Here is a 17,946-nt window from a genome sequence, read left to right on the forward strand (position 1 = left end):
CCAAGGCCCCTGAACACTATCGACATTGATGCCGGGAATATCAGCCCCATGAGGGTCAGGGCACCATCCCGCAGCTACGAGCATAGGCGAACAAGTCCACATCGGTGGAAATGCACAGCCGGTGCATGGCGGTACTTTTCTGCTTGCTGATGGTGGAAATGCTGCGATTGACGCGTGCGGCAATCTGGCTGACGGTCATGCCGCTGGCCAGCATGCGCACCACTTCGCGCTCCTTGTCGGACAGTTGCGGGGTCTGTGACTGGTCCCCGGTGCCGGCCTGGGCCAACTGGGCCCGCAGGCACTCACTGACAAAGGTCTTGCCCTCACAGACCTCCCTGATTGCGGTGGGCAATTCCTTGGCCGACGCGCTCTTGGCCACAATGGCCTGCGCGCCCTGGGCGAAGGAGGCACGCAGGGTGGCGATGTTGGCGAACATGGTCACCAGAATCACCGGCAACGTGGGGTACTGGCGCTGCAGCAGGCCGAGCAACCCGTAGCCATCGGCTTGCAGGTCGCCCGGCATGACGAAGTCGGTGACCAGCACATCACACGGCGTCACGCTCAACACCCGCAGCAACTCGTCAGGGCCGTTGGCCTCACCGACCACCTTGCACCTGCCATTGGCCTCGATCACTACCCTCTGCCCGATACGAACAATGGGGTGATCGTCAGCAATAATTACGCGAAACATAGGCATCCATGAGTAATGGCAAATTGATTCACGCCAAAATACCCGCGAGCGTTCCAGGCAACAACCGTGCAGCCTGCGCCCAATTTCGCCTCGCCCCCGTGTTTTTAGTGAAAGACTTCAATGCCTACAAAATAAAAAGAATTCCCTTACAAAACAAAGCTACAAATCAAGGTAATGCCTCCTACAAAAAATCCAAAACTGTCATAAATATGTCAAATAACGCAGGTAGACCACCACGTCCTTTTCAAACTGTTGCAACGCTTGCCGGCTGCCTTGAACACCGTTCTTGCGCACCTGCTCGATCAACTGCGCCGCTCGCCCGTCAAGTTCAGTGCCGCCCAGAAACGCCAGGCTCCCGGCCAAACGATGCAGGCATTCGATCATCGCGTATTTATCCAGGGTACGCCCGGCATTGAGCAACCTGGCGTAGTCCGCATCGGCTTCCAGCACCAAACTGCGCAGCATCTGGTCCACGACCTGCGTGTCGCCAAAGGTCTGGATCAGGTCGGCCCGGGTGGGCCAGGGCTGGCTTGCCGCAGGGGTAACGGTAGCGGGCAAGCTTGCTGCATCGGGCGGCAGCGGCAACCAGCTTTCGAGCAAGTCGCGCAACCGCTCCAGCGAAAGAGGCTTGAGCACCCAGGCATCCATGCCGGCCTCAAGGCAGCGCCTGGCATCCTCGGCTCCCAGTTTGGCGGTCACGGCGATGATCGGGACACGGCCACGCCCGTGCGTCGCCTCCCGGCGGCGAATCTCCCGGGCCATGCTGTAGCCATCCAGTACGGGCATCCGGCAGTCGCTGATCACCAGGTCAAAATGCTTGCGGGAGAACGCAGTCAAGCCCGCCTGCCCATCACCGACCAGCTCATGCGCCAGCTCGAACTTCTGTAAAAACCAGCCCATCAGCGCACGGTAGGCCTGATGGTCTTCAACCACCAGCACACTTAAATGTTTCCAGTGGGAAGGAGGTGGGCGCCATGGCACCGTTTGCTTTATTGGGTCATCGCCTGCAAGAACGCTTGGCCTCATGACCACCTCGATATGGAAACAGACTGGCCATCCGAGTGACTGGCATGTCTTCAGATAAGGGCGCGCTTTTGGCACCCGTTCCGAAGAGAAGCTATCCATATGAGCGTATTTGAGGCGATACAAATACTACGAAAAAGCATTTTTTCCTACACGCGAAATCAACTATTCCGACTTGATCCAGTAAGGATTCCCCGGTCTCCGGAATGTCGTATTTGTTGTATTTCCCGCACTCGACCTGAACGCTAAATTGCGCCCCACCCCAAAAGGGCAACCCGCCATCTCATATGGCGACCCGCAATCTGTACTGACCCAACGCTCCGGTCAGTTGACGTTCCCGAGACCACACACCATGAACAAGCACCTCATCGCCCTTGCCAGCGCCCTGCTGATCACCGGCACAGCCCCTGCGTTTGCGGCCAGCACTGTCGACCTGACCGTCAAAGGCATCATCACGCCGAATGCGTGCACCCCAACCCTGTCCAGTGGCGGGATCGTCGATCACGGCAAAATGTCAGCGAAGGATCTGAACCCGACCGGCTACACCCGCCTTCCGACCTACACCCTGCAACTGGAGGTCAATTGCGATGCGCCGATCGCGTTCGGCCTGAAGACTGTGGATAACCGTCGCGGCTCGGCATCAACCAGCGGCTTTGGCCTGGGCTTTATCAACGACAGTCAAAAGCTTGGGATGTTCACGGTAACGATGCGCACGCCGGTGGCTGATGGCGACACCGTGCAGCCGATCGCTTCCTACGACAACGGCACCACGTGGGAGCCGCAAAACTGGATGGAAGACTTCGGCCTTTACTCCGTGAGCACGGACGGTGTCCTGCCACGCCCAACCGAGGACCTGACCATGGGCCTGGAAGTCGCCACCTTGATCGCCAGGACCGATGGCATGGACCTGAGCGACGAAGTCAACATCGACGGCTCCGCCACCATCGAAATGATGTACCTGTAACCCCCTTGCCCTAGCCACAGCAACCAAAGGTCAGCTCGCCCATGAAGCCCTCGTCCGTTGTCTTTCTCACCACTTTGCTGCTTGCACCCGCGGCGTTTGCCGCCAGCACCACCGACCTCGTCGTCCAGGGCGTCATTACGCCCGATGCCTGCGAACCCTCGCTCTCCGGTGGAGGCGTAGTGGACTATGGAAAGATGACGGCCAAGGACCTGACCCCGGACCGGCCGACCTCGCTGCCAACGCAGTCGTTGCAGTTGGGCATCCAGTGCAACAACTCGACCCTGCTGGCCTTCAGCACCATCGATAACCGTGCTGGCAGCTCCGCGATCAACGATCACATGCATGGCCTGGGCATGACCCCCGACAACGAAAAGCTCGGCAGCGCCGGCTTTGGCCTTTACAACGCGGTGGCCGACGATGCGCCCGCCAGGACATTGACCTCTGACAACGGAGGTGTCAGTTGGACACCGTCGGTACGCCTGGGGCCCCTCACGCTGACGGCGATCGGCGCCGCCGGCAACAGCATGGTGCCGATTGCCGTGAGGCGCTTCACCGCCGACTTGCGCCTGTATACCCAGATCAACAGCGCCGACCGCCTGACAATACTCGAAGAAATCCCTCTGGATGGCCACGTCACCCTGCAGATGAAATACCTGTAAGCCCCCAGGATTTACATGAAAGGAACCTCTGAGCCATGAACAACACGCTGAACGCCCTGGTCGCCACCCTGCTGCTGGGCACTTGCGCGCAAGCCGTCGCTGCGTCCTCGGTGGACCTGGCCGTAAAAGGGGTAATCACCCCCAACGCCTGCTCGCCAAGTTTGTCCGGCAGTGGCGTTGTCGACTACGGCAAGCTGTCCGCCAAGGACCTGAACCTGACCACGTCAACAGCGTTGCCCATGACCACCTTGCAGATGGTGATCCAGTGCAACGGTGCCACCTTGTTTGCCATAAAAAGCACCGATAACCGTGCCGGCTCGGCCGCCGGCACGTCCACTCGTACCTACGGGATGGGCTTGATCAACGGCAACCAGAAGCTGGGCTTTTACATCGTGGCCCTGGCAAACCCCGTGACCGATACCGGCCCGACCCAGGTCCTGGAGTCGATCGACAACGGCCTCACGTGGCGGGACGGGTCCACCGGAAACCCTCCGACTTCGCTTGCCGCCTTCGGCGATCGCTCCTCAGGCATCTGGCTGCCGATCCCGGTCACCGAGGTGACCACCGATGTGAACATATGGGGTTACATCGCCCGCGCCGACAGCCTGGACCTGAGCGACGAACACCCCATCGATGGTTCGGCCACGTTTGAAATCAAGTACCTGTAGACCCGCGCAGCGACGCCGCTGATGCGGCGTTCGTTACCCGTACCGAACACACTGAAGACCGAATGATGAACAAACACCTACGCCTTTTCGCGACGCTGTTATTGCTCAACTCCGGCTCCATGGTATTCGCGGACACTGCTACTGAGATGACCGTTTCCGGGCTGGTCACCCCCAGTTCGTGCACCGCCACGTTATCCGGTGGTGGGGTGATCGATCACGGCAGGATCGCCGCCCACGGCCTCAACCCTGGCACGCCCACCGCCCTGCCCGCCCAATGGCTGGACCTGGAAATCCACTGTACGGCCCCCATGCTGTTTGCCTTGATGGGCTTCGATGACCGGGCCGACTCCTCGCCCGCACCCGACACCCGGTTTGGCCTGGGGAAAAACCAGCACGCCAGCGACGAACACTTGGGTTTTGTGATGCTCACGTTTGAAAACGCGGTGGGCGACAGGCAACCGATGCAATCGCTGGTCAACCAAGGGTCCGTATGGGTCCCACAAGCCACCATCCACCCCAGGACGTTGATGGGCTTCGCCCGCCCCGGCCGACCGTTGCCCGAGCCAATTTGGGAGCTGGCCACCCGGATACGCGCCAACACCCAGGTAAACCCCGCACAGAGCCTGACCCTTAAGCAGGAAGTCCTGCTCGACGGCTCGTTGGTCCTGGATTTGCGCTACCTGTAACCACCCTGCACTCACTCAGGATGCACCTCATGAAAACGTATTTAACCCCACGCCGGATCCTCGGCAGCCTTGGCGCCCTTGCCTGGTTGTTGAGCGCCGAGGCCAGGGCCGATGGCATGGTGCCCGACACTTCGGTGGTGATCGTCTACGAAGAACAAGGCGAAGCCTCGGTGTCAGTCACCAACACCGACAACAAGCTCGCGCTGTTGCACGTCACCTTGGAAGACTTGCCCGAAGACCTCGAACCCCTGTTGTTTGTCACCCCGCCCCTGGCCCGGGTCGAGGCCGATAAAAGCCAGCTGGTGCGGTTCATTTTGCAGAACCAGAAACCGCTGCAAACCCAGCGCCTCAAGCGTGTGATTTTCGAAGGCATGCCCAAGGACCGCACGCCCTCCGAGGCCGGGCATGCCCGGGTGGGTGTAACGGTGCGCCAGAACCTGCCGGTGATCATTCATCCCAAAGGGCTGGCGCCCAACCGCACACCATGGAAGGGCCTGGCCTGGTCCCTGGACGACGGTCAACTGCACGTGCGCAACGACAGCAAATATGTGGTGCGCATGGCCCAGGAGCTGCAACTGTTGCCCGGCAAAAACAAGGCGGTACTGCCGCGCACTTACATACTTCCCGGCGAATCCATGAGCGTACCGGCACCGAATGCCCGCGCCACCACCGTGCGAATGCAGCCGGCCACGGTCTACGGTTTCACTGTGGCCGCCTTTGAAGCCCCGATCAGCACCCGTTGAAAACCCTGAATCCACCCTAGCGCCCATAACGAAGTGACCGCCCAGACCGTCACCGGGAAGCCCGCCAACCGCTGCTGGTTTCCATAACCCGAGTGCCTTCTCGTGAACACAGTAACTCCCGACTGCGACGGCAAAGCCGTGGGCGGTTTTTCTTCATACCCTCGACACTTGAAAAGGATCGCCCTGCCCCCCGCGCTGGCCCTGTTGCTCACCCCCGCCTGGGCTGACGCGGCGCCGGCCGGGCAATCCTTTGACCCGCAAACCCTGCAACAGCGAGGTATCGACCCTGAGCTGGCGTACCTGTTGCTGGAAACCCCGCGCTATACCGGCGGGGTACATGCCGTGAGCCTGACCGTCAACGGCCAACGCCGCGGCCGGCTCGATGTGCGTTTCGACAGCCAGGGCACCTTGTGCTTTGACCAGGCACTGCTCGATGCCGCCGAATTAGTGGTGCCCGCCTCACTGACCCACACCGGCTGCCATGACTTTACGGCGCAGTACCCGCAAACCGTGGTCGAGCAAGACCCGGGCAGTCTGAGCATTTCGCTGCTGGTGCCAACCGAAGCACTGCGCCCTCGCCGGCAGGAACTGTCAGGCTATCAAACGGGCGGTTTTGCCGGGCTGCTCAATTACGACCTCAGCGGCCTGTACAACCGATACGGCGATGACACCAGCCGCTTCGGCTCGGCCAATACCGAGGTCGGCTTCAATGCCGGCGACTGGATCGTGCGCAGCCGCCAGGTGCAGACCTGGCAGGCCGGGCTCTCGCGCACCACGCACCTGGAAGCCTATGCCCAGCGCACCTTCGCCGCGCAGCAAGCCGTGCTGCAGGCCGGGCAACTCAGCCTCTACAACCCGGTGCTGTCGACGGCCCAGATCACCGGGGTGCAGGTATTTACCGAGCAAGCCCTACAGGACCAGGCCCAGGGCGCGACCATCAATGGCATCGCCAACAGCCCGGCCCAGGTCGAGGTACGGCAGAACGGCGCGCTGATTCATTCCACCGTGGTGCCAGCCGGGCCGTTTTCGCTGACGGATGTGCGACGCCTGAACACGCGCTCGGACGTCGAAGTCACCGTCAAGGAAAGCATCGGCGATGAGCGTCGCTTTACGGTGCCTGCGGCCATGCTCGGGCTGGGCCTCGCGGCACCGGGCTACTCGGTGGGCGCAGGGCGCGTACGCAACATTGGCCAGACCCGGGGCGATGATCCGTGGGTCGTGAGCGCCGGCTGGAGTGGTGCCTTGAACCCGCTGTCCAGTATCGGCGCCGGTGTGCTCGTGGCCGAGGACTACCGGTCCACCGGCGCCAGCCTGGCATGGCTGCCGTGGGTAGACGGGCAACTGCAACTGGCCACCCAACTGGCCGACACCCACGGCCGGGACACTGTACGCGGGGTCCAGACAGACCTGTCGTTATCCCAGCGCCTGGGCCAGCAGTGGTCGATTACCGCAGGCACCTCTCACCGCACACCCGGCTACCGCGAACTGGAAGATACCGCCTACGGCTACCGCGACGACAGCGCACGGCGCTCACGCTACCGCGACCAGCAAAGCCTTTCCCTGGGCTGGGCGCATCCATGGCTTGGGGCATTCAACGCCGGGGTCTCGCGCACCAGCACCTTCAGCGGCGAAAACAGCAGCCGGGCCCTGGCCTCCTGGGGCACCAGTGTGCGCGGGGTGTCGGTATCGGCCAGTGCCGAATGGCAAGTCAGCGGCCGCCAGAACGATGACAACGCGGTGTACCTGAACCTGAGCATGCCCTTGGGAGAAAACCGTCGGGCTCGGACCTGGGTGCGTAATTCCGGGGGTGAACACCGGATCGGGCTGGGCTTGAGCGAACAGGTCGACGATCAGCTGAGTTATCGGGCCAGCGCCGAACATGACAGCCGCGACCAGGCAGTGGAGTCCACCCTGGGGGTGTCCTACCTGCCGCGCTACACCCAGCTGGACCTCAATTACAGCCGCGAAGGCGCCGAGCGGTCGAGCTACCAGGGCGGTGTCCGTGGTGCCATCGTCGCCCATGGCAACGGGCTGACGTTTTCGCCTTACCCGGTGAATGACACGTTCGCCCTGGTATCGGTGGGCGACATGGCCGGGATCAAGCTCAGTACGCCCAGTGGGCCTGTATGGACCGACAGCCAGGGCCAGGCGGTGGTCTCGCAAGTGGCCGCCTATGGGCGCAGCCCGGTGGAAGTGCAAACCCGCTCACTGCCGCGTAACGCCGACATCAGCAACGGCCTGGCGGTGATTTCTGCCGGGCGTGGCGCGGTGGACCGGGTCGAGTTTGGCGTAGCCGTCACCCGCCGTGCCCTGTTGACCGTTACCACCGCCCAAGGCGCGCCGCTGCCTCGCGGTGCCACGGTGAGTACCGCCGACGGCGAGTTTGTGACCCTGGTGCAGGAAGGCAGCCAAGTGTTCCTGGCCAATGTGCTGGACCCGCGCCGTCTGTGGGTCAAGGGCCCGGGCATCAGCCGTTGTGAACTGACGTTCAGCCTGGAAGAAAAAACCGACCCCCAGGTGTATTTCGAAACCGCTCCGGCCAGGTGCCTGACGCCATGAGGAAGCTGTAATGAAACGCTTAATGAGCATTTGCCTGCTGGTGCTGGCTGGCGCCGACGTGGCCCTGGCGCAGTCGGATGACTGCCGGCTGAACTTGAGCGAGCCGCACCTGGATTTCGGCTTGATGAACCGGGCGATCCACAGGCCCTCCGGCAGCGAAATCGCCCTCGGTGAACGCTTCCTGAGCCTGAGCCTCAACTGCCAGAAACCCACGGACATGAGTATTTTTTACCGGGCATTGGCCATCGGCGCCGAGCGCTTTCGTTTCAGTGACCAAGGCCATTACATCATGCAGGCCAGCGATGGCGTACTCGATGGCCAGGCAGTGGAACTGGGTTTGATCCCGGGCCGGGGCCAGCCTCCCGGGATCCGCGCCAACCGCCTGGACTGGCACGCGGACCATGCCATTGCCCCGTTGCGCGACGGCTTGCCGGTGCAAGGCAGTGTGTTTTCGGTGCAACTGCGGGTCAGCGCCAGGGCCCAGGAAAGCGCCGCCCACGTGCGTGACGCCGTGACGTGGGAAGCCTTCGGGCTGTTTGAGTCCGGGGCCACTGGCCAATCGCGGGAGATGACCCTCAACGCCCACTTCGCCCCGGCGGCCTGCGAGATCAACCTGTCCAATGGCGGCGTAATCGACTATGGCCGCATGTGGGCAAAAAGCCTGAATGCCGACCGGGACACGGCCCTCGCTTCCCGCAGCCTGACCTTGAGCATCGGCTGTGACGGCCCCACGCGTTTCGCCTTGCTCATGCAGGACAACCGCAAAGGCTCGGCCACCGGCGGCACGGACGAGACCGCCTACGGCCTGGGTGTGGATAACAGCCGCAATAAAATCGGCCGCTATTTCCTGTACTTCGACCCGTTCGATATGCAGGCCGACACCCAGCCCAGCCTCTATCGCACCGACTCCACCACCGGCGGCGTGGCGTGGAGCAGTTCCAACGCGTTCCCGATTCCCATCGGCCAAAACAGCTGGCTCGGTTTCACCACCGCCCCGGCCAGCCATGCCGGCCCGTCGGCCATCCGCAACCTGAGTGGCCAAGTGAGCGTCAGGGCGATTCTGTCGCCTACCAATAACCTGGACCTGAGCACCGACGTGTTGCTCGACGGCTCAGGCACGATTGAAATCAAATACCTTTAAAGGACCTGTTCATGAAACGCTTCCTGATCCCTTTCGCTACGTTATCGATACTCGGCGCAGGCACCCCGGCACTCGGCGCCGCTACCGTGGAGCTGACCGTCAAGGGCCTGCTTTCCCCCACCGCCTGTACCCCACTGCTCTCCAGCAATGGCTTGATCGACTACGGCAAGATTTCCCAGGGCGACTTGAACCTTGATCGCGGCACCCGCCTGCCGATCCGGTACCTGGACGTGACCGTCGACTGCAACGGCAACAGTCGCTTTGCCTTGCGCATGCGCGACAACCGTGACGGCACGGCGAACGTCAACAGCGAGATTTTCTACGGACTGGGCCTGGACAAGAGTGGCAACAAGATAGGGCTGTACTCCCTGAGCTTCGACCCGACGCAAACCCAGGCCATCCCGCTGGCCGAGGTCTACGGTACCGAGTCAACCACCGGCGGTTTGGCCTGGCGCAGCGCCAACAGCAACCCGATCGACATCGGTGCGCGCAGCTACCTGGGGTTTACCGACCAGGCCGGCGGCACGGCGGGGCCGGCCGCCATCAAGTTCCTCAACAGCCGTGTGAAGGTCGAGACGGTGATCGCCGCCAAGCAGAACCTGGACCTGAGCAGCGAGATCGACATGGACGGCTCAAGCACCCTGGAGGTTATCTACCTCTAGACTTTTTCGCTGGTCACGCCGACGTACCGCGCGCGCCCGGCGCCAAGCCCGGCGATGATCGCGCCCAGGCCGATCACCGCAAAAATCCACCCGACCGCGTTCCAGCCGCCGGTCCAGTCATGCACCAGGCCGACCGCGAACGGGCCCATGGACGCCAGGGTATAGCCGATGCCCTGGGCCATGCTCGACAGGTTGGCGGCCACATGGGCGTCCCGCGAGCGCAGCACGATCAAGGTCAGCGCCAGGCTGAACGTGCCGCCCTGGCCCAGGCCCAGCAGAATCGCCCAGCCCCACAAACCGTCCAGTGGCGCGTACAGGCAACCGAACAAGCCACCCAGCGTCAGCACCATCACCACCACAATGGCCAGGCGCTGGTCCTTGCCGCGGGTGGCCAGCCAGGGTGCGGCCAGGGAACTGGCCAACTGCACGATGACCGAACCGGAGAGCACGAGGCCCGCCTGGGTTGCGCTCAGGCCACGGCCGATCAGGATCGACGGCAACCAGCCAAACACGATGTAGGCAAGCGACGATTGCAGCCCCATGTACAACGTCACCTGCCAGGCCAGCGGGTCACGCAGCAACCCCTTCACCCGGTAAGCCACCTGATGGGCGCCGTGCTTCTGGCCGACTTGCGGCAACCAGAACAGCGCCGCTACCAGCGCCGGCAGGATCCAGAAACCCAGGCCGATGTTCCAGCTGTCACCGAAGTAACGACTCAGCGGCACGCTAGAACCCGCCGCCAGCGCTGCGCCCAGGCACAGGGCCATGGTGTACACGCCGGTCATGGTGCCGGCTTGTTTGGCGAAGTCACGCTTGACGATGCCCGGCAGCAATACGCCGATGATGCCGATGCTCGCGCCGGCCAGCAGGCTGCCGGCGAACAGCCCGACCTCACCGAATGAACTGCGCAGGATGATGCCGCAAGCCAGGGTCAGCAGAATGCCCAACACCACGCGCTCGGCACCAAAACGCCGGGCCAGGATAGGTGCCAGCGGCGCAAACAGGCCCAGGCACAACACCGGCAAGGTGGTGAGCAAGCCGGCCTTGGCAGCCGACAAGCCGAGGCTATTGGAAACCTCGGCGAGCAACGGCGACATGCTCGACAGCGCCGGGCGCAGGTTCAACGCCACCAGGATCAGGCCCAACAGCAACAGCCAGGGACGGCTGACCACCGGCGGGCTGTGCTGGACCTGCTCGTCATCGGCTTCGGCGTCGATCAACAGTTCTTCAAGGGCGTTTTCTGAACGGGGCATGGTGTTCTCGGCTTCAAGGTTCATTGATCAACTGCCGGCACAGGGCCTTGGCGCGTTCCGGGTCTCGTTGTTCCACTGCTTCCAGCAAGGCGCCATGCAGGTCGAACACCGCCTGCCGGCGCGGCTGGATGTTCAGGGTCTGGCGCAGTTGCGCGCCGACGATGCTGGAGAAGTAGAGATACAGCTCGCTCAAGGCCGGGTTGTGCGCCGCGTCCACCAGGCGCTTGTGGAACACCAGGTCGCAACTGATGTAGTGCTCCAGATCACCGTGGTAATGCTCGCCGCTGGTTTTCAGTGCCTCGCGCAAGGCGATCAGGTCTTCATCGGTACGGCGCAAGGCGGCCAGGCCGATGGCCTCGACCTCGAGAATCTGCCGCGTCTCCTGGGCCTGGGCCACCGTGCAGTGGGACAAGGCTTTCATCGCGCCCAACGGGTCGGTCATGGAGCGCAAATAGCTGCCGTCGCCCTGGCGAATCTCGATCAACCCGGAGAATGCCAAGACGCGCATGGCTTCGCGCACGGTGTTGCGGCTGATGCCCAACTCGGCAGACAACTCGGGCTCGGTGGGCAGGCGCTCGCCGATGGCCCAGACACCTTGGGTGATGCGCTGGCGCAACTGGTCCAGGGCTTGATCGACAAGGGAGCGTTTGATCAGCGGGGCGATGTCTGTCATGGGTTTCGTCCTCTCATCCAATCATGGGATGAATTTTCCCACAGCCTATTCGGAGTTGCCTACAAAGGCAACGCACTAGGGTTCTTGGGCAGGCAAAGGAGCAGTATTTTCGATTGGTAAAATTACCCTCAGAGGGTAATTATTGGACTCAGGTGTCTTATGGAAAAGTACACACCTCATTACGATCTGGCGGTGATAAAGGCGGATGTCAGGCGGCTTGGAAAGCAAGCATTTACTCAAAGCGCACGCCGTTGCGGCGAGGATCTTGATTTAAGCATCGAACAAATGCAGGCGGTCATTTTCGAGTTGAAAAACACGATGTTGTACAAGTCGATGACCACTCATGACGACCATCGAGTTTGGCAAGATGTGTATCACATTCACTCACATGATTTGGAGATCTACATCAAGGTGACCTACCGCACGGATGGTAAACCTCCGGTGATCTCCTTCAAGGAGAAAAACCCATGAAAACAGAGCAATGCTTCAGCTGCGGCAGGCATGACGGAATGCATCACTTCTCAGGACGTAGCGAAACATCGGAAGTCAAAGGTTTGCATCGCCGTATAGACGATCTGTCTGGATGGGAGTGCCAGGCATGTGGAGAGGTGATCCTGGACCCCGAAGACGCGGAACGCTATTCAGACCACTGCGATGAAATCGTTCACAGTTTCAGGCAGATGGTCGGCACCGAGATGAAGCGCATACGCCGCAAACTGCACCTTTCACAAAAAGAAACGGTACAACTGCTATCGGGTGGCGGCCACAACGCCTTATCTCGTTACGAGCGTGGTGAGGTATTGCCCCCCAAATCCCTGGTAGTCCTGATGCGTTTGCTTGAGCGTCACCCCCACTTGCTGGTCGAAGCAAAAATCCTGAGTGAAGGCGCAGATCTTCGCAATTCCGTGCATACGGTACATAAAGAGCACGAGACCCTGACGACAACTTGATTGATGGCAAAAATAAACCCGGCACCAGGCCGGGTTTATTGTTTCAAGCATCACTCATCGATCAATGCAGAATCTGGCTCAGGAACAACTTGGTCCGATCATTTTGCGGGTTGTCGAAGAAGTCATTCGGCGCCGCCTGTTCAACGATCTCGCCCTTGTCCATGAAGATCACGCGGTTGGCCACGGTGCGCGCAAAACCCATTTCGTGGGTCACGCAGAGCATGGTCATGCCGTCTTCCGCCAGGCCGATCATGGTGTCCAGAACTTCCTTCACCATCTCCGGATCGAGCGCCGAAGTCGGCTCATCGAACAGCATGATTTTCGGCTTCATGCACAACGCACGGGCAATCGCCACACGCTGTTGCTGGCCGCCGGACAGTTGCCCCGGAAACTTGTGGGCCTGTTCCGGAATACGCACGCGCTCAAGGTAGTGCATGGCAATTTCTTCAGCCTTGCGCTTGGGCATCTTGCGCACCCACATCGGTGCCAGCGTGCAGTTCTGCAGGATGGTCAGGTGCGGGAACAGGTTGAAGTGCTGGAACACCATGCCGACTTCGCGACGGATCGCTTCGATCTGCTTGAGGTCGTTGGTCAGCTCCACGCCATCGACCACAATGCGGCCCTGCTGGTGCTCTTCCAGACGGTTGAGGCAGCGAATGGTGGTGGACTTGCCGGAACCCGATGGGCCGCACAGCACGATACGCTCGCCCTGCTTGACGTTCAGGTTGATGTCTTTCAACACGTGGAACTGGCCGTACCACTTGTTGACGCCCTGCATCTGAATAATGCCTTCAGGGCTCACAGGCTGTTTGATCGCTTCACTCATCACAAAACTCCTAACGCTTGTGGCCTGTGTCCAGCTTGTGTTCCAAATGAATGGAATAGCGGGACATACCAAAACAGAAAATCCAGAACACCAGGGCGGCGAACACGTAGCCTTCAGTGGCCATGCCCAACCATTTCGGGTCGGCGGCAGCTTGCTTGACGCTGTTGAGCAGGTCGAACAGGCCGATGATGATCACAAGGCTGGTGTCCTTGAACAACGCGATAAACGTGTTGACGATGCCCGGGATCACCATCTTCAGCGCCTGGGGCAGAATCACCAGGCCCATGCTGCGCCAGTAACCCAGGCCCATCGCTGCAGCGGCTTCGTACTGGCCCTTGGGAATGGCCTGCAAACCACCGCGCACCACTTCGGCCACGTAGGCCGACTGGAACAGGATCACGCCGATCAACGCCCGCAGCAGTTTGTCGATGCCCATGCCTTCGGGCAGGAACAGCGGCAACATCACCGACGACATGAACAGCACCGTGATCAACGGCACACCGCGCCAGAATTCGATGAAGGTCACGCAGACCACACGAATCGCCGGCATGTTCGAACGCCGACCCAGCGCCAGCACGATGCCCAGCGGCAACGCGCCTGCGATACCCACCGTGGCGATCACCAGGGTCAGCATCAAGCCGCCCCATTGGCTGGTAGCCACGTTGGTCATGCCGAAGATCCCGCCGTGCAGCAGGAAGTAGGCAACGATCGGGTACACCACCAAAAAGCTCAGGCCGTAGGCCGCCTTGCGGGTAAAGCGCGAGATGAACAACGGCGCCACACCAACAATGGCCAACCACACGGTGAGGTCTACGCGCCAGCGCAAGTCGCCGGGGTAGTAGCCATACATGAACTGCCCGAAGCGCTGTTGGATAAACACCCAGCAGGCGCCCTCCTTGGTGCAGTCGGCGCGGGTGGTACCGACCCAGTTCGCATCCAGGATCGCCCAGTGCAGGATCGGCGGCACTACCAGGTAGACCAGGTAGAACGCGAGCAACGTCAGCAGGGTATTGAGCCAGCTGGAAAACAGGTTGGCACGCATCCACGCCATCGGCCCGAAGACCTTGTTGGGTGGCGGCATGTCGGGTTTGAAAATATGAGAAGTCATGCTGGTTTCCTCACCGCTCGATCAGCGCAATGCGCTTGTTGTACCAGTTCATCAGCAGGGAAATGCTGATGCTGATCGCCAGGTACACGCTCATGGTGATGGCAATAACCTCGATGGCCTGGCCGGTCTGGTTGAGCACCGTGCCGGCAAACAGCGAAACCATTTCCGGGTAACCGATACCGGCCGCCAATGACGAGTTTTTCGCCAGGTTCAGGTATTGGCTGGTCAGCGGCGGGATGATCACGCGCAGGGCTTGCGGGATGATCACCTTGCGCAAGGTCGGACCGTTGCGCAGCCCGAGGGAGCGCGCCGCTTCGGTCTGGCCGTGGCTGACGGACTTGATGCCGGAACGCACGATTTCGGCGATAAACGCCGCGGTGTACACGGTCAGGGCCAGGGTCAGCGCCAGCAGTTCGGGAATCAGTACCCAGCCGCCTACGAAGTTGAAGCCTTGCAGCTTGGGCATTTCCCAGTGCAACGGTGCGCCGAAGATCAATGCACACAACGCCGGGATCACCACCAACAGCGCCAGGCCCACCCAGAATTTGTGGAACGCAACACCGGTGGCTTCAAAGCGCTTGTTGGCCCAACGGGTCATCAGCACGATGGCGATGATCGCCACCACGACGCTGATCACAAACGGCCAGAAACCGTCCGCCATCAGCGCGGCAGGCATGTTCAGGCCACGGCTGCTGACAAAGAACGTGTCGCCGAAGTTGTGACTGTTACGCGGCCCTGGCATCGTCAGGAAGACCGCGAAGTACCAGAACAGGATCTGCAGCAGTGGCGGGATGTTGCGGAACACTTCCACATACACGGTCGCCAGCTTGTTGATCATCCAGTTGGGCGACAGGCGCGCCACGCCAATGATGAACCCGAGGATGGTCGCCAGGACCACGCCGATCACGGTCACCAGCAAGGTGTTGAGCAGACCGATCACAAAGACCCGGGCATAGCTGTCCGATTCGGTGTAGTCGATCAGGTGTTGAGCGATACCGAAGCCGGCACTGCGCTCAAGAAAGTCGAAACCCGAGGTAATGCCCCGGTGCTGAAGGTTGGTTTGCGTGTTGTTGAACAGGTACCAGCCCAACGAGACCACCGCCACAATCGTGATGATCTGGAATAGCCACGCACGCACTTTTGGATCACTGAAGCTGAGCTTCTGTTTTGGTGCGCCGATTTGATTTTGCATTAAGTGCCCCAGGAATAATGGAACAGAACATCACCCGGCGGTTGGCCCACCGGGTGACAGAACCATCAGCGATCAGCGCACAGGTGGTGCGTATTGAATGCCACCGTTGGTCCACAGTGCGTTCAGGCCACGATCGATTTCCAGGGGAGTGGTTTTGCCGAGGTTTTTCTCGAACACTTCACCGTAGTTACCGACTTGCTTGACGATCTGTACGACCCAGTCTTTCTTCACTTTCAGGTCTTTGCCGTATTCGCCGTCAGCACCCAGCAGACGGGCAACGTCCGGGTTCTTGGTGGACTTGGCTTCAGCTTCGACGTTTTTGGAGGTGATGCCGGCTTCTTCAGCGTTGAGCATGGCGTAGCCAACCCAGCGCACGATGGCCAGCCACTCGTCGTCGCCGTTACGCACGACAGGGCCCAGTGGTTCTTTGGAAATGGTTTCCGGCAGCACCACGTAGTCCTTCGGCGAGGCCAGCTTGCTGCGCTGTGCGTAGAGCTGGGACTTGTCGGAGGTCAGTACGTCGCAACGACCGGATTCCAGCGACTTGGCGCTTTCATCGGAGGTGTCGAACGTGATCGGGGTGTACTTCAGGTTGTTGGCGCGGAAGTAGTCGGAAACGTTCAGCTCAGTGGTGGTACCGGCCTGGATGCAGATGGTTGCACCGTCCAGTTCCTTGGCGCTTTTTACACCCAGCTTGTTGTTCACCAGGAAGCCAACACCGTCGTAGTAGGTGATGAAGCCCGGGAATTTCAGGCCCATGCCGGCATCGCGAGAGCTGGTCATGGTGGTGTTGCGCGACAGGATGTCGACTTCGCCAGACTGAAGCGCGGTGAAACGCTCCTTGGCATTCAACTGGCTGAATTTGACCTTGGTTGCATCGCCGAATACGGCAGCGGCAACAGCACGGCACACGTCAGCGTCAATCCCGAGGATCTTGCCGCTGGCGTCCGGCACCGAGAAGCCCGGCAGACCGTCGCTCACGCCACACTGCACAAAGCCTTTCTTCTGCACGGCGTCCAGGGTGGCGCCAGCCTGGGCGAAACCACTGACACCCAGTACGGTAGCCGCGGTCACGATGGCCAGGGTGGATTTCAATACCTTCATTCAAACCTCCAGTTTTGCTCTTGTTGTGCCAGCGCTAGAACCCCACCGCACCCTTATGAGGCGACATCGACCCGTGTTGGCTTTTTTTGGGGTCAAACAGCATGAGGTTTTCGCTTTAAGTCCAGTTGCTATCCCACAGGCGTCAGTCACTGATAGTGTTACCGCCTGGGGTGAGCCTTGACATCGGGTTTCTCATAGCAAGCCCCGTACCAGACTGGCGGCTGAGTCGTTTCAGCCCATGGTCAAGAGCAAAACATTCAACCTTGCGACATTCTCTTAACAGATCAACCTGTCGCGCACCGTTCCGACGCACTCAATCGGAGCGCACGCACATTTATGGAGCAGACATGACCGAACCCTTGATTCTTCAGCCCGCCAAGCCCGCAGACGCCTGCGTAATCTGGTTGCATGGCCTGGGTGCCGATCGCTACGACTTCCTGCCGGTGGCTGAAGCCCTGCAGGAAAAACTCCTGACTACACGCTTTGTTCTGCCCCAGGCGCCGACACGTCCGGTGACCATTAATGGCGGCTATGAGATGCCCAGTTGGTACGACATCAAGGCCATGAGCCCGGCGCGCTCCATCAGCCTTGAAGAGCTGGAAACCTCGGCAAAAATGGTCACGGACCTGATCAAGGAACAAAAAAGCAGCGGGATAGACGCCTCGCGGATTTTCCTTGCCGGTTTTTCCCAGGGTGGCGCGGTGGTGTTCCACACCGCCTTCCTTAAATGGCAGGGCGCATTGGGTGGCGTAATCGCCCTTTCCACCTACGCTCCGACCTTCGGTGACGAACTTGAATTGTCGGCCAGCCAGCAACGGATTCCGGTGCTGTGCCTGCATGGCCAAAACGACGACGTGGTACAGAACGCGATGGGCCGCAGCGCCTATGAGCATTTGAAGACCCGCGGTGTCACCGTTGCATGGCAGGAATACCCAATGGGCCACGAAGTGTTACCCCGGGAGATACACGATATTGGTGACTGGTTGGCTGCCCGCCTGGGCTGAAAACCACCCATTGTGTAGCCGTATGACCAACGCACTACGC

19 protein-coding genes are annotated in these 17,946 nt (G+C 60.7%); 11 read left to right on the top strand and 8 right to left on the bottom strand.

Annotation, left to right across the window (positions count from 1 at the left end):
- Positions 1-55: 55 nt before the first annotated feature.
- Positions 56-691 (bottom strand): response regulator transcription factor, encoded by a 636-nt coding sequence (locus tag RGV33_RS26910; RefSeq protein ID WP_322147299.1) that lies wholly within the window; start codon positions 689-691, stop codon positions 56-58.
- A 201-nt stretch (positions 692-892) separates the two neighbouring features.
- A complete protein-coding gene (locus RGV33_RS26915) occupies positions 893-1,630 on the bottom strand; it encodes a response regulator (RefSeq protein WP_322147300.1) in 738 nt (245 codons plus the stop codon).
- A gap of 436 nt (positions 1,631-2,066) precedes the next feature.
- On the opposite strand from RGV33_RS26915, the gene RGV33_RS26920 reads away from it, so the two are divergent.
- From RGV33_RS26920 to RGV33_RS26955, 8 genes are all read left to right on the top strand, one after another.
- On the top strand, positions 2,067-2,678 hold the full coding sequence (locus RGV33_RS26920) for a DUF1120 domain-containing protein (RefSeq protein WP_322147301.1): 612 nt from the start codon (positions 2,067-2,069) through the stop codon (positions 2,676-2,678).
- Positions 2,679-2,719: 41 nt separating this feature from the next.
- Entirely contained in the window at positions 2,720-3,337 is a 618-nt protein-coding gene (locus tag RGV33_RS26925; protein ID WP_322147303.1) for a DUF1120 domain-containing protein, read from the top strand.
- Positions 3,338-3,372: 35 nt separating this feature from the next.
- Complete coding sequence (locus RGV33_RS26930; protein WP_322147304.1) at positions 3,373-4,005, top strand: DUF1120 domain-containing protein; 633 nt, start codon at positions 3,373-3,375, stop codon at positions 4,003-4,005.
- 65 nt (positions 4,006-4,070) lie between these two features.
- Positions 4,071-4,691: a DUF1120 domain-containing protein gene (locus RGV33_RS26935; protein WP_322147305.1), complete on the top strand. Its 621-nt coding sequence runs from the start codon at positions 4,071-4,073 to the stop codon at positions 4,689-4,691.
- A 29-nt stretch (positions 4,692-4,720) separates the two neighbouring features.
- Positions 4,721-5,434 (top strand): fimbria/pilus chaperone family protein, encoded by a 714-nt coding sequence (locus tag RGV33_RS26940; RefSeq protein WP_322147306.1) that lies wholly within the window; start codon positions 4,721-4,723, stop codon positions 5,432-5,434.
- A gap of 102 nt (positions 5,435-5,536) precedes the next feature.
- Positions 5,537-7,993: a fimbria/pilus outer membrane usher protein gene (locus RGV33_RS26945; protein WP_416152088.1), complete on the top strand. Its 2,457-nt coding sequence runs from the start codon at positions 5,537-5,539 to the stop codon at positions 7,991-7,993.
- Between the two features lie 10 nt (positions 7,994-8,003).
- Positions 8,004-9,134, top strand: coding sequence for a DUF1120 domain-containing protein (locus RGV33_RS26950; RefSeq protein ID WP_322147307.1), 1,131 nt, complete (start codon positions 8,004-8,006; stop codon positions 9,132-9,134).
- An 11-nt stretch (positions 9,135-9,145) separates the two neighbouring features.
- Positions 9,146-9,796: a DUF1120 domain-containing protein gene (locus RGV33_RS26955; protein ID WP_322147308.1), complete on the top strand. Its 651-nt coding sequence runs from the start codon at positions 9,146-9,148 to the stop codon at positions 9,794-9,796.
- On the opposite strand, the gene RGV33_RS26960 is transcribed toward RGV33_RS26955, so the two are convergent.
- Entirely contained in the window at positions 9,793-11,073 is a 1,281-nt protein-coding gene (locus tag RGV33_RS26960) for a CynX/NimT family MFS transporter (protein ID WP_322147309.1), read from the bottom strand. The genes RGV33_RS26955 and RGV33_RS26960 overlap by 4 nt on opposite strands.
- The gene (locus tag RGV33_RS26965; protein ID WP_322147310.1) at positions 11,063-11,722 is read right to left on the bottom strand and encodes a FadR/GntR family transcriptional regulator; all 660 of its coding nucleotides are present in this window, start codon (positions 11,720-11,722) and stop codon (positions 11,063-11,065) included. The genes RGV33_RS26960 and RGV33_RS26965 overlap by 11 nt, the downstream gene beginning before the upstream one ends.
- Positions 11,723-11,881: 159 nt before the next feature.
- On the opposite strand from RGV33_RS26965, the gene RGV33_RS26970 reads away from it, so the two are divergent.
- Positions 11,882-12,193 (top strand): type II toxin-antitoxin system MqsR family toxin, encoded by a 312-nt coding sequence (locus RGV33_RS26970; RefSeq protein WP_003216329.1) that lies wholly within the window; start codon positions 11,882-11,884, stop codon positions 12,191-12,193.
- The gene (locus RGV33_RS26975) at positions 12,190-12,672 is read left to right on the top strand and encodes a type II toxin-antitoxin system MqsA family antitoxin (RefSeq protein WP_003216327.1); all 483 of its coding nucleotides are present in this window, start codon (positions 12,190-12,192) and stop codon (positions 12,670-12,672) included. Before RGV33_RS26970 ends, RGV33_RS26975 begins: the two co-directional genes overlap by 4 nt.
- 61 nt (positions 12,673-12,733) lie before the next feature.
- Here the strand turns inward: RGV33_RS26975 and RGV33_RS26980 are convergent, their stop codons facing one another.
- From RGV33_RS26980 to RGV33_RS26995, 4 genes are all read right to left on the bottom strand, one after another.
- Positions 12,734-13,498: an amino acid ABC transporter ATP-binding protein gene (locus RGV33_RS26980; RefSeq protein ID WP_003171943.1), complete on the bottom strand. Its 765-nt coding sequence runs from the start codon at positions 13,496-13,498 to the stop codon at positions 12,734-12,736.
- A 10-nt stretch (positions 13,499-13,508) separates the two neighbouring features.
- On the bottom strand, positions 13,509-14,606 hold the full coding sequence (locus RGV33_RS26985; protein ID WP_322147319.1) for an amino acid ABC transporter permease: 1,098 nt from the start codon (positions 14,604-14,606) through the stop codon (positions 13,509-13,511).
- Positions 14,607-14,616: 10 nt separating this feature from the next.
- On the bottom strand, positions 14,617-15,798 hold the full coding sequence (locus RGV33_RS26990; RefSeq protein ID WP_322147320.1) for an amino acid ABC transporter permease: 1,182 nt from the start codon (positions 15,796-15,798) through the stop codon (positions 14,617-14,619).
- A gap of 72 nt (positions 15,799-15,870) precedes the next feature.
- Positions 15,871-16,902, bottom strand: a complete 1,032-nt coding sequence (locus RGV33_RS26995) for an amino acid ABC transporter substrate-binding protein (protein ID WP_322147321.1) — start codon at positions 16,900-16,902, stop codon at positions 15,871-15,873.
- Positions 16,903-17,249: 347 nt separating this feature from the next.
- Between RGV33_RS26995 and RGV33_RS27000 the strand changes: the two genes are divergently transcribed.
- On the top strand, positions 17,250-17,906 hold the full coding sequence (locus RGV33_RS27000; protein ID WP_322147322.1) for an alpha/beta hydrolase: 657 nt from the start codon (positions 17,250-17,252) through the stop codon (positions 17,904-17,906).
- The last annotated feature ends 40 nt before the right edge of the window (positions 17,907-17,946 follow it).

Source organism: Pseudomonas sp. Bout1, assembly GCF_034314165.1.
Classification (GTDB): Bacteria; Pseudomonadota; Gammaproteobacteria; order Pseudomonadales; family Pseudomonadaceae; genus Aquipseudomonas.

Bases quoted from the DNA above. Each gene is read 5' to 3' on its own strand.
- RGV33_RS26960 (WP_322147309.1), bottom strand. From the start codon at position 11,073: ATGAACCTTGAAGCCGAGAACACCATGCCCCGTTCAGAAAACGCCCTT.
- RGV33_RS26930 (WP_322147304.1), top strand. From the start codon at position 3,373: ATGAACAACACGCTGAACGCCCTGGTCGCCACCCTGCTGCTGGGCACT.
- RGV33_RS26965 (WP_322147310.1), bottom strand. From the start codon at position 11,722: ATGACAGACATCGCCCCGCTGATCAAACGCTCCCTTGTCGATCAAGCC.
- RGV33_RS26980 (WP_003171943.1), bottom strand. From the start codon at position 13,498: ATGAGTGAAGCGATCAAACAGCCTGTGAGCCCTGAAGGCATTATTCAG.
- RGV33_RS26955 (WP_322147308.1), top strand. From the start codon at position 9,146: ATGAAACGCTTCCTGATCCCTTTCGCTACGTTATCGATACTCGGCGCA.
- RGV33_RS26940 (WP_322147306.1), top strand. From the start codon at position 4,721: ATGAAAACGTATTTAACCCCACGCCGGATCCTCGGCAGCCTTGGCGCC.
- RGV33_RS27000 (WP_322147322.1), top strand. From the start codon at position 17,250: ATGACCGAACCCTTGATTCTTCAGCCCGCCAAGCCCGCAGACGCCTGC.
- RGV33_RS26920 (WP_322147301.1), top strand. From the start codon at position 2,067: ATGAACAAGCACCTCATCGCCCTTGCCAGCGCCCTGCTGATCACCGGC.
- RGV33_RS26995 (WP_322147321.1), bottom strand. From the start codon at position 16,902: ATGAAGGTATTGAAATCCACCCTGGCCATCGTGACCGCGGCTACCGTA.
- RGV33_RS26935 (WP_322147305.1), top strand. From the start codon at position 4,071: ATGAACAAACACCTACGCCTTTTCGCGACGCTGTTATTGCTCAACTCC.
- RGV33_RS26990 (WP_322147320.1), bottom strand. From the start codon at position 15,798: ATGCAAAATCAAATCGGCGCACCAAAACAGAAGCTCAGCTTCAGTGAT.
- RGV33_RS26985 (WP_322147319.1), bottom strand. From the start codon at position 14,606: ATGACTTCTCATATTTTCAAACCCGACATGCCGCCACCCAACAAGGTC.
- RGV33_RS26925 (WP_322147303.1), top strand. From the start codon at position 2,720: ATGAAGCCCTCGTCCGTTGTCTTTCTCACCACTTTGCTGCTTGCACCC.
- RGV33_RS26970 (WP_003216329.1), top strand. From the start codon at position 11,882: ATGGAAAAGTACACACCTCATTACGATCTGGCGGTGATAAAGGCGGAT.
- RGV33_RS26975 (WP_003216327.1), top strand. From the start codon at position 12,190: ATGAAAACAGAGCAATGCTTCAGCTGCGGCAGGCATGACGGAATGCAT.
- RGV33_RS26950 (WP_322147307.1), top strand. From the start codon at position 8,004: ATGAAACGCTTAATGAGCATTTGCCTGCTGGTGCTGGCTGGCGCCGAC.
- RGV33_RS26910 (WP_322147299.1), bottom strand. From the start codon at position 691: ATGTTTCGCGTAATTATTGCTGACGATCACCCCATTGTTCGTATCGGG.